General features: G+C 71.9%; 10 protein-coding genes and 2 pseudogenes. 7 read left to right on the plus strand and 5 right to left on the minus strand.

The window, feature by feature from the left end; translation table 11 throughout:
- Positions 1–174 precede the first annotated feature (174 nt).
- The 7 genes and pseudogenes from SRB17_RS11395 (at position 175) to SRB17_RS11420 (ending at position 8,869) form a co-directional block, all read left to right on the plus strand.
- The gene (locus SRB17_RS11395; protein ID WP_323375423.1) at positions 175–1,341 is read left to right on the plus strand and encodes an FAD-dependent oxidoreductase; all 1,167 of its coding nucleotides are present in this window, start codon (positions 175–177) and stop codon (positions 1,339–1,341) included.
- A gap of 136 nt (positions 1,342–1,477) precedes the next feature.
- The gene (locus SRB17_RS11400) at positions 1,478–3,280 is read left to right on the plus strand and encodes an RICIN domain-containing protein (protein WP_153537327.1); all 1,803 of its coding nucleotides are present in this window, start codon (positions 1,478–1,480) and stop codon (positions 3,278–3,280) included.
- 75 nt (positions 3,281–3,355) lie between these two features.
- Complete coding sequence (locus SRB17_RS11405) at positions 3,356–4,171, plus strand: inositol monophosphatase family protein (RefSeq protein ID WP_153537329.1); 816 nt, start codon at positions 3,356–3,358, stop codon at positions 4,169–4,171.
- Between the two features lie 169 nt (positions 4,172–4,340).
- Positions 4,341–5,696, plus strand: a complete 1,356-nt coding sequence (locus tag SRB17_RS11410; protein WP_228395944.1) for an FAD-binding protein — start codon at positions 4,341–4,343, stop codon at positions 5,694–5,696.
- Between the two features lie 130 nt (positions 5,697–5,826).
- Entirely contained in the window at positions 5,827–7,995 is a 2,169-nt protein-coding gene (locus tag SRB17_RS11415) for a discoidin domain-containing protein (protein WP_153537331.1), read from the plus strand.
- A gap of 34 nt (positions 7,996–8,029) precedes the next feature.
- Positions 8,030–8,218: pseudogene (locus SRB17_RS48450) on the plus strand (hypothetical protein); the annotation flags it as partial.
- 9 nt (positions 8,219–8,227) lie between these two features.
- Positions 8,228–8,869, plus strand: coding sequence for a hypothetical protein (locus SRB17_RS11420; RefSeq protein WP_416237049.1), 642 nt, complete (start codon positions 8,228–8,230; stop codon positions 8,867–8,869).
- Here SRB17_RS11420 and SRB17_RS11425 read toward each other — a convergent pair.
- The 5 genes and pseudogenes from SRB17_RS11425 to SRB17_RS47990 all read right to left on the minus strand — a co-directional run.
- The gene (locus SRB17_RS11425; RefSeq protein ID WP_323375296.1) at positions 8,866–9,636 is read right to left on the minus strand and encodes a class I SAM-dependent methyltransferase; all 771 of its coding nucleotides are present in this window, start codon (positions 9,634–9,636) and stop codon (positions 8,866–8,868) included. The genes SRB17_RS11420 and SRB17_RS11425 overlap by 4 nt on opposite strands.
- Before the next feature lie 297 nt (positions 9,637–9,933).
- Positions 9,934–11,115, minus strand: coding sequence for an acyltransferase family protein (locus tag SRB17_RS11430; RefSeq protein ID WP_153537336.1), 1,182 nt, complete (start codon positions 11,113–11,115; stop codon positions 9,934–9,936).
- Between the two features lie 180 nt (positions 11,116–11,295).
- Entirely contained in the window at positions 11,296–12,165 is an 870-nt protein-coding gene (locus SRB17_RS11435) for a sugar phosphate isomerase/epimerase (protein WP_323375297.1), read from the minus strand.
- Entirely contained in the window at positions 12,162–13,301 is a 1,140-nt protein-coding gene (locus SRB17_RS11440; RefSeq protein ID WP_323375298.1) for a Gfo/Idh/MocA family oxidoreductase, read from the minus strand. Before SRB17_RS11440 ends, SRB17_RS11435 begins: the two co-directional genes overlap by 4 nt.
- A pseudogene (locus SRB17_RS47990) lies at positions 13,247–13,366 on the minus strand (MFS transporter); the annotation flags it as partial. The pseudogene SRB17_RS47990 and the gene SRB17_RS11440, both read right to left, overlap by 55 nt.
- Positions 13,367–13,396 lie beyond the last annotated feature (30 nt).

The following is a 13,396-nucleotide window of genomic DNA, read 5'->3' on the forward strand; positions in this document are numbered from 1 at the left end:
CCGGGGACTACCCACTTTCCGGCCAGGAACCCGTCATTCAAGGGGCGCCTGTGTGCACAGCACCGGCCGGCTCCTGTCCTGATCTCGGCCCCCTGCCCGACACCAGGCCCGTGCCTGCCGTTAGATGAACACCACCACAGTCGGCGCGAGGAGCGGCACGTGAGCGGGACGGACGTGACGAGGGTACTGGTGATCGGCGGGGGCATCGCGGGGACCGCGGCCGCGCTCGGGCTGCACAAGGCCGGATACGACGTCACCGTCCACGAGGCACATCCCGACACCGCCGAGGACATCGGTGCGTTCCTGACCCTGGCGAGCAACGGAATGCGCGCCCTGGCCCAGCTCGGCGCCGCGGACGCGGTCACGGCCGTCGGTTTTCCGCTGACTTCGCTGCGGCTGCTCGACAGCGACGGCACCGAGCTGACTCACGCACCGCTCGGCGAGGTCGCCGTACCCGGTCTGCGCTACCGCTGTCTGCGCCGCGGCGAACTGAACGCGGCCCTCCAGCAGGAGGCGGCCCGGCGCGGCATCCGCGTGTGCCACGGCGCCCGTCTGGCCGGCGTCACGGACGGCCCGCACGGCGTCGCCGCCCGCTTCGCCGACGGCAGCACCGCCCACGCGGACCTCCTCGTCGGCGCCGACGGGCTGAACTCCACCGTGCGCCGGCTCCTCACCCCCGGCGTCCGGCCCCGGTACGCGGGCCAGCGGGTCTTCTACGGCTACACCGGCACCGCTCCCGACGCGGACGGCACCGGCGTCATCACCTTCGTCCGGGGCAGCGAGACCACGTTCGGACAGGCGGTGTCACCGGCCGGGCAGACGTACTGGTTCGCCCGCGTGAGCACCGGACCGCTGCCCGTCGGCGGCTCCGCCCACCCCTCCCCCTGGCGCGAGGAGCTGCTGCCGCTGCTGCGCAAGGACTCCACACCCGCCGCAGACGTCGTCGCCGCCTCCCAGGGGCCGGTCATGGTCACCAACGCCACCGAGCTGCCGCTCGGCACGGTGTGGCACACGGGACGCGTGCTGCTCATCGGCGACGCGGCCCACGCGGCCTCCCCGGCGACCGGCCAGGGGGCCTCGATGGCCCTGGAGGACGCGGTCGTCCTCGCCAAGGCGTTGCGCGACCTGCCCGATCCGCAGACCGCGTTCGCCGCCTACGAACGGCACCGCCGCCCGCGCGTGGAGCACAACATCACCGTCAGCGGCGGCATCTCCCGCGGCGGCCGGAACCCGGCCCGTCCGGGTCCCGTCGTGGCCCGTCCCGCGGAGCCGGACGAGGCGCTCGTCCGCCAACTGGCCTGGGACAGCCCGCTGTCCGCGGCCCCGCCCGAGCAGCCCTGACCGGGAGCTCCGACCGGGCGCCGGCACGCGAAAGTGCAAGAGGCGGAGCACTGGAGTCCATTGCCGGGGAAACCGCAGGGGCCGGATCGTTCCGTGCGACCGGCCCTTCGGAAACCTTCGGCCCCAAGGAGCACAGTTGCGACTCTCGAGCAGAGCAGGCGGCACCGTGGCCGCGACCGCCGGCCTGGTCCTGGGCGTTGGCATCGCGTCCCCGGCACCGGCCGCCACACCCGCCGACGCCGGCTACACCGTGACCGTGGGAACCCCGCTGCCCTTCGCCCACCCCACGGACACCCCCGCCAGTCCCTACCTCGACCGGGACGGCACCTTCCACTACCAGCAGTCCGCCGCCCTGTACGGCGCCCAGGACCCGCGCACCTGGGACTTCTACACCGGCAAGGACTTCGACACCGCCGGCTTCGACAAGACCCTGAGCAAGGCCGTGAACCCGGCCAACCCCGCCGACCGCAACGACGACACCACCTGGCGCTGCAACAACAGCCCCACCGGCTGGGAGGCGACGTACGCGCCGGCCGGCTCCGGCTACGCCCAGAAGAACTACTGCGACCTGTCCGGGATGTGGGTCGACCCCGACACCGGCGACTGGTACGGCCTGGTGCACAACGAGTTCACCCCGCAGCCCTTCGGCGACGGACTGCACTACGACGCCATCGACTACGCCGTCTCCACCGACCGGGGCCGCACCTGGACCATCAAGGACCACGTGATCACGTCCCCGTACAGCACCGAGCGCGGGGACACGGCGGCCTTCCCCCACCAGACGTACTCCTACGGCGACGGCGACCAGCGCCTCTTCGTCGACACCGCCTCCGGCTACTTCTACGTCTATTACGGCTCCCGGATCATCGACAAGAGCGGCGGCTGGAAGGCGTTCTACGAGCACGTGGCCCGCGCCCCGATCTCCGCCAGGATGGCCCCCGGCTCCTGGCGCAAGTGGTACGACGGCGCCTGGTCACAGCCCGGCACCGGCGGCAAGGAGAGCGACATCGTCCCCGTCGACGCCGACCACCCCACCGGCTACACCCCCGCCTCCGCCGAGTACGACCCGGCCGACACCGGCACCGCCGCCCAGCAGATCGCGGCCGGGCTGATGCCGCCGACCTCGCCGCTGTTCGTCATGAACATCGCCTACGACGCCCATCTCGGGCTGTACATCGGCGAGCCGCAGGCCGTCGACCAGAGCGGCAACTCGCCCCAGTACCTCTACGCCACCGACGACCTGACGACCCAGAAGTGGCGCCTGATCGGGGACACCGGCGGCTACACCAACGCCTCCTGGTACCGCTGGTTCCTCGACAGCGCCAACCGCACCAGCTCCACGATCGTCGGCCGCTCCTTCCGCTCGTACTGCGCCTTCGGCTGCTCCCACGACGCCTCCGGCGAGTACGTCGACATCACCGTCGACTCCGCCGCACCCGCGGCCCCGCCGATGGACACGAGCCGCGGCTACCGCATCGCGAGCGGCACGGGCCGGATCCTCTCCCAGACGGCCGGCGGCACCGGCACCACCTCGCTGGTGCGGCCCACCGGATCCGGCCGCGACGTCTGGGTCTTCACCCCGACCGGCGACGGCGCCTTCACTCTCACCAACGCCGCGAGCGGCCGGCTGCTCGGCGTCGACTCGTCCGCCTCCGCGGGCCGGGCCTGGGGCGCGAAGCCCACCGTCACGGCGGCACGGACCGGCGGGCCCTCCGTCGGCCAGCAGTGGTTCGTGATCCCGAACGCCACCGGCGGCACCTACCGTCTGGTCAACCGTTACAGCGGGCTCGTGCTCGGTCTCTCCGGCACCTCCGGCCGGCTCGCCGAGACCACGCCGCTGCGCACCTGGACGGACGGCAGCGGGAGTTCCGTCGGCGGCGGACGCTCCGCCGCCGAACAGACCCTGTCCCTCACCGGAACCGGCTTCACCCGTCCCTAGCCGAACCGGCCCCGACCCGTGCGGGCCGGGGCCCGATCCCTTCAGGGGCAGGAGGCTTCCGGCTATCCTGCGCCCATGTCGATCATCAACGGGGGTTCCGACGCCGAGCTGGCCGTGCGTGCGGCCCAGGCGGGCGCGGCCGTGGTCCGTGACCTCTACGGCAGCCGGCTCGAACGCCACGACAAGTCGGCCGGAGACTTCGCGACCGAGGCTGACCTCGCCGCCGAGCGGGCCATCCTGGACGTCCTGCGCTCCGCCCGCCCGGACGACGCCGTGACCGGAGAGGAAAGCGGACGTTCCGGCGCCGCGGACGCGCCCCGGCACTGGCTCGTCGACCCGCTGTGCGGCACCCTCAACTACGCGGTGCGCACCATGCTCGTCGGCGTGAACGTCGCCCTGCGTCAGGGGTCCGAGGTCACGGCCGCCGCGACCGCCGACCCGTTCGGCGGGGAGGTGTTCTGGACCGACGGCGAGGCGGCCTGGGTCCGCAGGGACGGCGTGGACGAACGGCTGACGCCCTGGGCCGGGTCCGTGCTGGTGGACGTCAACCTCGATCCGCCGCTCTGCAACGCCCCCGGTTTCCAGGCGGTCCGCCTCCTTGCCGACCCGGGCTTCGCCGAACGGTTCCGGCCCCGGGTCATCTCCAGCACTCTCGCCCTGGCCTGGGTGGCCGCGGGCCGCCGGGCCGCCTATGTCACCGGCGGCGATCTGCGCGACAGCGTGCACTTCGCGGCGGGGATCGCCCTGTGCCGGGCGGCCGGCTGCACGATGACCGGCCTGTACGGCGAGCCCGTGCTCAGCGGCGCGGGCGGGCTCGTCGCGGCGGCCGACGCGGAGACCCACGCCGCACTGCTGGAGATCATCAAGAACCAGAGGGGTGAGGGCAGTTAGCCGAGGGGACCTTTTGGCCGCCGGAACCGGGCCGCCCGGGTCGAAGTCCTTCACTGTCAAATCACTGGCGGCCGGGCCGAATTGAAGTCCGTTCGCCATCGCGCGGACGGGCGTGCCAAGCCGGCCCGCCTCCTCGACGGAGCCGCCGATTCTCTGATGTGATGCCCGCATGACCTTGGCCGCCGACCTCGCCACCCGCTTCGAACAGGCCCTGGACACCCGCCCGGAGACCCTGCGCGAGGCGGCGCAGGACTTCGGGCACATCGTCTCGGCCCCGCCGGTCGCGGTCCTGCGCCCACGCTCCGCCGCCGAGATCCAGGACCTGCTGGAGTTCGCCGGGCCCCGGGGCGTCCCCGTGAGCGTGCGCGGCGGCGGCCACTCGATGTACGGCCAGGGACAGGCGGGCGGCGGGACCGTACTGGACCTGCGGGCGATGAACCGGGTCGGTCCCGTGGCGGACGGCCAAGTGACCGTGCAGGCCGGTGCGTTGTGGCGGGAGGTGCTCGCTGCCACCCTGCCGTACGACCGCACCCCACCGGTCCTCACCGACTACCTCGGCGCGAGCGTCGGCGGCGTCCTGTCGGCCGGCGGACTCGGCGGGGCCGGCCACCGGCACGGCCTGGTCGCGGACCAGGTCCTGGAGCTGGAGGTGGTGACCGGGGCCGGCGAGCACCGGGTCTGCTCACCCGACCGGGACGCGGAGCTGTTCCACGCCGTGCTCGCCGGACTCGGCCAGTGCGCCGTCATCGTGGCCGCCACACTGCGCCTGGTCCCGGCCCCCACGCAGGTCCGCCGTTACTGCCTGTACTACGCCGACCTCACCCGCTACCTCGCCGACCAGCGGCGGCTCGCCGAGGAGCGGCGCTTCGCGTATCTGGAGGGCCAGGCGCGGCCGGCCGATGAGCACGGCTGGCAGTACATGATCGAGGCCGTGGCCCCGCACCACGGCCCCTTCCCGCCCGACGACGCCGCCCTCCTCGACGGACTCGGGCACGATCCCGCCGCACTGGAAAGAGAGGACCTGGGATACGGCGAGTTCGCCCATCGGGTGGACACCGACGAGGAAGTCCTGCGGGAGACGGGGGAGTGGCTGTATCCGCACCCGTGGCTCAATCTACTGCTCCCGCACGACAGTGCCGGGTCCGTCGTCCGCACCGTGCTCGCCGACCCCGCCTTCCGGGACTTGCGCGACACCGGCCTCGTCCTGCTGTACCCCCTGCTCTCCAGCCGGCTGCGGGCCCCCCTCTTCAGCCGCCCCGCCGGCGAAGTCCTGTATCTGTTCGCCCTGTTGCGCACGGCTCCGCCCGGCAGCCCCGAGACGGTCGCGGCGATGGTGGCGGCCAACCGCGCCGCGTACGAACTGGCCCGCTCCCGGGGCGCCGTCGCCTATCCCGTCAACGCCCTGCCCCTGTCGGACGCCGACTGGCGGCACCACCACGGCAGCCGCCGGCCGGCCCTCGCCGCCGCCAAACGGCGCTTCGACCCGCATCACGTCCTGGCGCGCAGACACGGGCTGCGGTTCTGAAGGGTCCGCCGAGTTCTGAAGGTTCTGGCTTCCGAAGGCTTGCCGCCCGCTTGTCTCATCACTTAAATCAAAACATGAACTAAGCTGTGCGGCCGGTCGCTTGACCCCGCACCTCCTTGGGAGCCGCCACATGAGAAGCCGGCAGAGAACCCGCACGCGACCGAGATCCCTGGGCCTCGCCCTGGCCGCCATGGCCGCGCTCATCACCCTGCCCCTCGCCCACACCCCCGCCGCGGCCGGGACCCAGACCTGCGACACGGCCGACGCCGCCCAGGGCCGGCCCGCCACGGCGTCCTCCACCGAGAACGCCGGCACCCCCGCCTCCGCCGCCTTCGACGGCAACACCTCCACCCGCTGGTCCAGCCAGTTCAGCGACCCGCAGTGGCTGCAGGTCGACCTCGGCGCGGTCGAGGACCTGTGCCGGATCGACCTGAACTGGGAGACCGCCTACGGCAAGGACTTCCAGCTCCAGACCTCCACCGACGGCCAGAGCTGGTCCACCCTGAAGACCCTCACCGGCGCGAGCGGCGGCTCGTCGTCGTACGACGTCAGCGGCTCCGGCCGGTACGTCCGCATGTACGGCACCGGACGCGGCACCGGCTACGGCTACTCCCTCTGGGAGATGGCCGTGCACGCCACGACCACCGCGACCGGTCCGATCCAGGGCGGCGGAGACCTCGGCCCGAACGTCATCGTCGTGGACCCCTCCACCCCGAACCTCCAGCAGAGGTTCGACGACGTGTTCACGCAACAGGAGTCCGCCCAGTTCGGCACCGGCCGCTACCAGTTCCTGCTCAAGCCCGGCACCTACAACGGCATCAACGCCCAGCTCGGCTTCTACACCTCTGTCTCCGGGCTCGGCCTGAACCCCGACGACACCCGGATCAACGGGGACGTCACGGTCGACGCCGGCTGGTTCAACGGCAACGCCACGCAGAACTTCTGGCGTTCGGCGGAGAACCTCGCCATCAACCCGTCCAGCGGCACCGACCGCTGGGCCGTGGCACAGGCCGCGCCCTTCCGCCGTATCCACGTCGAGGGCGGCCTGAACCTCGCCCCGACCGGCTACGGCTGGGCCTCCGGCGGCTACATCGCCGATTCGAAGATCGACGGCACGGTCGGCCCGTACTCGCAGCAGCAGTGGTACACCCGCGACAGCTCGGTCGGCGGCTGGACCAACGGCGTCTGGAACATGACGTTCTCCGGCGTCCAGGGCGCACCCGCGACCAACTTCGACAGCGGCCCGTACACCACTCTGGACACCACCCCGGTATCGCGGGAGAAGCCGTTCCTCTACCTGGACGGCAACGACTACAAGGTGTTCGTCCCCGGCAAGCGCACCAACGCCCGCGGCGTCTCCTGGCCGAACACCCCGGGCACCTCCCTCCCGCTCGACCGGTTCTACGTCGTCAAGCCGGGTGCCACCGCCGCCACCATCAACGCGGCCCTCGCCCAGGGCCTCGACCTGCTCTTCACGCCCGGCATCTACCACCTCGACCAGACCATCGACATCACCCGGCCCGACACCGTCGTCCTCGGCCTGGGCCTGGCCACGCTCGTCCCGGACAACGGCATCGACGCGATGCATGTGGCGGACGTCGACGGCGTGCGGCTGGCCGGCTTCCTCATCGACGCCGGACCGGTCGACTCCGACACCCTGCTGCGCATCGGCACCCCCGGCGCCGGCGCCGACCACTCGGCCGACCCCACCACCGTGCAGGACGTGTTCTTCCGCATCGGCGGCGCGGGCCCCGGCCTCGCCACCAACTCGCTCGTGGTCGACAGCAACGACACGATCATCGACCACACCTGGATCTGGCGCGCCGACCACGGCAGCGGAGTCGGCTGGGACACCAACCGTGCCGACTACGGCCTGCGGGTCAACGGTGACGACGTGCTCGCCACGGGCCTGTTCGTCGAACACTTCAACAAGTACGACGTCTACTGGAACGGCGAGCGCGGCCGGACGATCTTCTTCCAGAACGAGAAGGCGTACGACGCCCCCGACGCCGCCGCCATCACCCATGACGGCATCGTCGGCTACGCGGCCTACAAGGTCGCCGACTCCGTCACCGCCCATGAGGCCTGGGGACTCGGCAGCTACTGCAACTACACGGCCGATCCGTCGATCGTCCAGGCCCACGGCTTCCAGGTCCCGACGGGCCCGGGCATCAGGATGCACGACCTGCTGGTGATCTCCCTCGGCGGCAACGGCCAGTACGCCCATGTCGTCGACGGCACGGGCGCACCCACCTCGGGAACCGGCACCGTTCCCTCCAAGGTGACGTCGTTCCCGTGATCCATCCCTGAAGACAGGGCCTCGGGGGTTTCGAGTGCGCGCCGAGTGCGATGAACCACTCGCGCGCACCCGTACTCGAGGCCCTGGAGGAGTTCCGGCGCCGCGGAGACGCGGTGTTCAAACCGCCCGGGCACAAAGAGGGCCGCGGCACCGACCCCAGCACATCATCGGCGCCTACTCCTTCGAACTCGGCAAGTGCTGCGAACAGGCCATCAAGGAAAGGGCGTTGCAGGTGCCGGCGAACATCGACCCTGACCAGTGCGCGGGCGTCGCCACCGGCCTCGGCCTGCCCGCCCCCGCACCCAGCGTGCCCCTGGCCGACGTCGAGCCCGGCCCCGCCCTGTCCCAGGTCGGGCACACCTGGCCCACCGGCGGCCGGGTCATCGGCATCCTCACCGGCCCGGTCGCGCTCGTCGTCGCACCCACGGGCGGCACCCCCGGCTCCGGACCGGACGCGCCGGCCGTCCAGCGGACCTATGCGACGGCACGGTCCGTGGAGTTCGACGCGCTGCTCGTGGACGGCGCCCCGGGCATCGGCGTCGACGCCTACGGCGCCCGTGACGCCCAGGCGGCCCTGCCCGCCGGCGGCAACGTCACTCCCGGCCCCCGGGTGGGCCCGCTGCTCGCGACGGCGTACCGGCACGGCAAGGCCATCGGCGCCGCCAAGGGCGGGGAGATCGCACTGGAGGCGGCGGGCATCCCCTCCGACGCGCGCGGAGTGATCTCCGGCGACGGCGCCACGACGGTCCTCCAGCAGCTCACCCGACTGCTCGACTCCCACCGGGTGTGGGACCGCTTCCCGTCGACGGCCCGGCGGTCGCGCCCCCAAGCGGGTGGCGGCGAACGGCACTCCGCGGAGATCCGCTCGGACTAGGCGGGGCGGCGGAACAGGGCCGTCCAGAGGAACTCCTCCCCGAACAGGGCGGAGTCCGCCGGTTCCTGTCGCATGGGGCGAAGTTCGAGCTCCTCCAGATCGCCGAAGATCCGGCGCAGTGAATCGGGGGTGTAGGCGAGGCCGCCGTGCAGGCCGGGCTCGCGGTAGAAGGCCGCGTCGGGGAGCTCGGATCCCATCCGTCCCGCGGCGAAGCAGGTGAGCGCGAAGTGCCCGCCGGGCGCCAGCACGCGCTCCAGCAGCGCGAGATGGCTGACGCGGCGGTGCGGTGGCAGGTGGTGGAAGCAGCCGGAGTCGTAGACCAGGTCGTACGGGCCGCACAGCTCGCTCGTGCTGTCCGCGGTCAGGGTGAAGGCGTCCCCGCAGTGGAACCGGACGCCCCCCACCCGGTCACCGGCTCCCGCGGCACCCGGCCCCGCCTGACGCGCCCGCTCCTCGGCCCAGGCGATCGCGGCGAGCGAGAGATCGACGGCGTCCACGTCGAACCCGTGCGCGGCGAGCCACAGCGCGTTGCGGCCGGGGCCGCAGCCCAGGTCCAGGGCCCGCCCCGGCGCGATCAGACCGCGCTCCAGGTAGGACGCCAGGTTCTCGTCCGGCTTCGCCGCGAAGAACGGCACCGATTTGTCCCGTTCCGTATAGAAGCCGTCCCACCACGCGGCCGCCCCTTCCGTCCACCGGTCGGCCTCCGGCGCGAACAGTCCGTCCAGCAGTCGTAGCACGTCGTCCACCGTGCGGATGTCCCGGTCCACCCGGCCCCCTTTCCCGCTGCTCTCCCGACGCCCAGAACCTAGGGACGGGGACGGCGGAAGACCAGATGCCAGACCCGGGCCCGAAGGCACCGGCGGGCACCTGAGGCGGTGGCGTAGGGGGGCGGGGCCGCCTCCCCCGAAGGCCGGCCGGCAGGCCGTGCGAGCCCCACGGTGCACCGGCACGCGGCCTTCCGCGATCAGGCCGAGGGCATTTTCTCGGCGACTTTTCCGGGAGCCTCCCCGGGAGGCCGGGGGACCGGCTGAGTCCCGTGCCGGGGCCGGTGCCTCGCGACCGGCTCAGTCCCGTGCCGGGGCCGGTGCATCGCGATCGGCCGGGGCCGCGTCCGGCGGTGCGGCCGGGCGGCCGCGCCGGCGGAGCAGCAGGCGTCTCGCCGGGCGCTCCACCGTCTCGTACAGGAGCCAGGACAACCCCAGCGACACCGCGAACACGGTCGTGGTGACGGCGACCCCCGCCAGCAGCCCGAAGTGCGGCTTCGTCCCGAGCAACTGGGTGGCGGACCGGATCACCAGCAGATGGACCATGTAGAAGGCGAACGACAGCTCGCCGAGCCGCACCAGCCGCCGGCGCCGCCACAGCGAGGGCAGCCCCTGCACGTCCGCGACGGCGGCGGCCGGGATGAGCAGCGTGAACCCGGCGATGGTGCACATGGTGGCGGAGTAGCCGGGCGCGACCTGCGGGACGAGGAAGTAGCCGATGATCGCCAGCGCGAGCGAGGCCTCGAGGCCGGGCCCGCGCCACCGGCCGAGCAGCACCAGCCGCGCGGTGACGGCGCCGAGGACGAACTCGGGCAGCCGGGCCGCGGGGAACGAGTACAGCGCGTACGTCCACCAGTGGTGGGCGTCCGCCCGGGCCAGCACCACGACCGCCGCGACCGACAGACCGCCCAGCACGATCGAACCGCGCGCGCCGAGCCGGCGCAGCAGCAGGAACAACAGCGGGAAGGCGGCGTAGAAGAACGCCTCGCAGGCGAGGGACCAGCTGACCGGGTTCAGTGTCTGCCACCAGGGACGCCACCAGGAATGCAGCAGCAGCGCATTGGACAGCGCCTGCTTCGGCGTCGGCCTCGGCTGGTTCGCCAGCGTGTACGCCATGACCAGAGCGAGCCCCAGAGTGACCAGGTGCACCGGGTAGATGCGCGCGATGCGCCGTCTCCAGAAGGCGAGCGCGCGGTCGCGGGGCCGGGCCGACCAGGTCAGGACGAAGCCGGACAACACGAAGAAGAACGACACACCGGTGGCACCGGAACTGAATCCCCAGGAAACGAGGCGGCCACCGGTGCCTCCGAAGTAGCCGAAGTTGTTCACATGAAGTCCGAAGACCAGCAGTGCCGCCATCCACCGCAGTCCCGTGAGGGACGGCAGCGAGGGCTTGGCGGCTGCTGGGGAATCCCTGGCGGTCGTGTCGCCGGTACTGGCGTTCGGCGTCGTCCGGATCGTCCGGGTCGTCGCCGTTGTCATCGAATCACCTGCCGCAGAGGGTTGGCGTGGGGCATGAAGGGGTACCTTGCCCGTTCACCCCGAGTCCATCACGTCACATGGCAAACATCACACTCGCTGCCGAACGACAGAGCTCTGCGGATGCCACGGACGGCCGGACCGGGTGCACCCGTACGAGTGACGCCCCACGCACCTCCTTGATCAGCTCGCGGCCAGTTCCTTGGTGATCCGCTCCAGCATGAACGCCGAGGACTCCCGGGCCCGCTCCTCCCAGGCGAACACACAGGCCGTGGCCACGCCGTCGAACCTCAGCTCCCGCAGGGTGCCGAAGAACGCCGCCCAGTCGACCTCGCCCTGCCCTATGTCCAGGTGCTGGTGGATCCGGGCCGGGGTGCCGGGCGGGTTGAGGATGTAGCGCAGGCCGGAGGAACCCTTGTGGTTGAAGGAGTCCGCGATGCGCACGTGCCGCAGCTTGTCGCCCGCGTAACGCATCATCGCCGCGATGTCCGCCGTCGTGTCCTGGCCCGACAGGTGGAAGGAGTGCGGGGCGCAGTACAGGTAGTTCACCCACGGCTTGTCGGTCGCGCGGACCAGGTCGACCGCGGGCGTGTTCTCCTCGCAGAAGTCGTCCGGGTGCGCCTCCAGGTTCAGCGCCATGCCCTCCCGCTCGAACAGCGGCAGCAGCTCCTCCAGCGAGCGCCAGAACGCGGCCTCGCTCTCCGCCGCCCGCTCGGGGCGGCCGTTGAACTCCGAGTTCATCAGCGGGCATTCGAGGTCCGCGGTGATCTGGATCATCCGCTTCCAGTAGCGGACGGCCGCCTGCCGCTCGGTCTCGTCGGGCGAGGACCACTTGTGCAGCGGCAGCACGGAGGACAGCCGCACCCCGTGCGTGCGCAGGGACTTCTTCAGCTCCGCGACGCGCGCGCCGTCCGCCCGCGGGTGCAGGAAGAACGGCATGAAGTCGTCGCACGGGGACAACTCGATGCATTCGTAGCCGAGTTCGGCCACCGTGCGCACTATGTCGTCGATCGGCAGGGCGCGGAACATGTACGGGTCGAGGGCGATCTTCACGCGGCACCTCCGTAGAACGCGGGGCGGGGCTCGACGTCCGTGGCGACGACCCGGCCCGACTCCAGGGCCTCGACCGTCGCGCTGGTGATGACGGTGGCGGCGTAGCCGTCCCAGGCCGACGGCCCGGTGGGCTCGCGCCCGGCGGCCAGGTTCCCGATCCACTCGCGGAACTCGGTGTCGAAGGCGTCCGCGAAGCGGCCCACCCAGTCCGTCAGCACCTCGGTGCTGTGCCGGCCGCCGGTGCGCACGGCGACCGCGGCCGGGTCCGGCAGCCGTACGAGTCCCTCCTCGCCGACCGCCTCGCACTGGATGTCGTAGCCGTACTGGCAGTTGACGAAGACCTCCAGGTCGATGCGGACGCCCTTGGCGCCCTCGAAGAGCATGATCGGGGGGTCCTCGAGGTGCTCGAACCGCTTGCTCGTCGCGCGCGGGGTGACCACCCGGGTGGAGACGATTTCGTCGTCCAGCAGCCAGCGCAGCACGTCCACCTCGTGCACGGCCGTGTCCAGGGCGGCCATCGCCGAGGTGTACGACTCCGGGACGGTCGGGTTGCGGTGGGCGCAGTGCACGATCAGCGGCTCGCCGATCCGGCCGGAGTCGATGACCTGCTTCAGCTGCCGGTAGCCGGCGTCGTAGCGGCGCATGAAGCCGACCTGCACCAGGCGGCGGCCGTGCGCCTGCTCCGCCGCGACGATCTTCAGACAGTCCTCTGCGGTGGTGCCGAGGGGCTTCTCGCAGAACACCGGCTTCCCGGCGGCAATCGCGTTCAGCACGTGCTCGGCGTGGGTCGGGCCCCAGGACGTCACGAGGACGGCGTCCACGTCGTCGGCCGCGACCACGGCGGCGCCGTCGGGCAGCACCCGGGCGCCGGCGGGCGCCGCCGTCTCCTCGGCGCGGGCGGCGTCGATGTCCGTGACTGCGGTGACGCGGGCGCCAGTGACGGTGAAGCGCGCCCGGAGTTCGGATTCGAGGGATTCGAGGGATTCGAGGGTGCGGCCCTTGGTCTCGGGGACGCAGGCCTGACGAAGGTGAACGAGAAGGTCCCCGCCACCACGAAGAGGAAGAACGTGCCGGAGACGCCGATCGCGGACACCAGGGACGGGAAGACCAGGCCGATGACGAAGTTCGTCAGCCACAGCACCACCGCCGCGACGCCCATGCCGAAACCGCGCATCCGCATCGGGAAGATCTCCGACAGCATCAGCCAGGTCACCGGCGAGATCGCGCCCTG

It is taken from the genome of Streptomyces sp. RB17 (assembly GCF_009604455.1).
In the GTDB taxonomy this organism is placed as follows: Bacteria; Actinomycetota; Actinomycetes; order Streptomycetales; family Streptomycetaceae; genus Streptomyces.

Excerpts from the sequence above, each read along its gene's own strand:
- SRB17_RS11405 (WP_153537329.1), top strand. The coding sequence starts at position 3,356 with ATGTCGATCATCAACGGGGGTTCCGACGCCGAGCTGGCCGTGCGTGCG.
- SRB17_RS11410 (WP_228395944.1), top strand. The coding sequence starts at position 4,341 with ATGACCTTGGCCGCCGACCTCGCCACCCGCTTCGAACAGGCCCTGGAC.
- SRB17_RS11415 (WP_153537331.1), top strand. The coding sequence starts at position 5,827 with ATGAGAAGCCGGCAGAGAACCCGCACGCGACCGAGATCCCTGGGCCTC.
- SRB17_RS11430 (WP_153537336.1), bottom strand. The coding sequence starts at position 11,115 with ATGACAACGGCGACGACCCGGACGATCCGGACGACGCCGAACGCCAGT.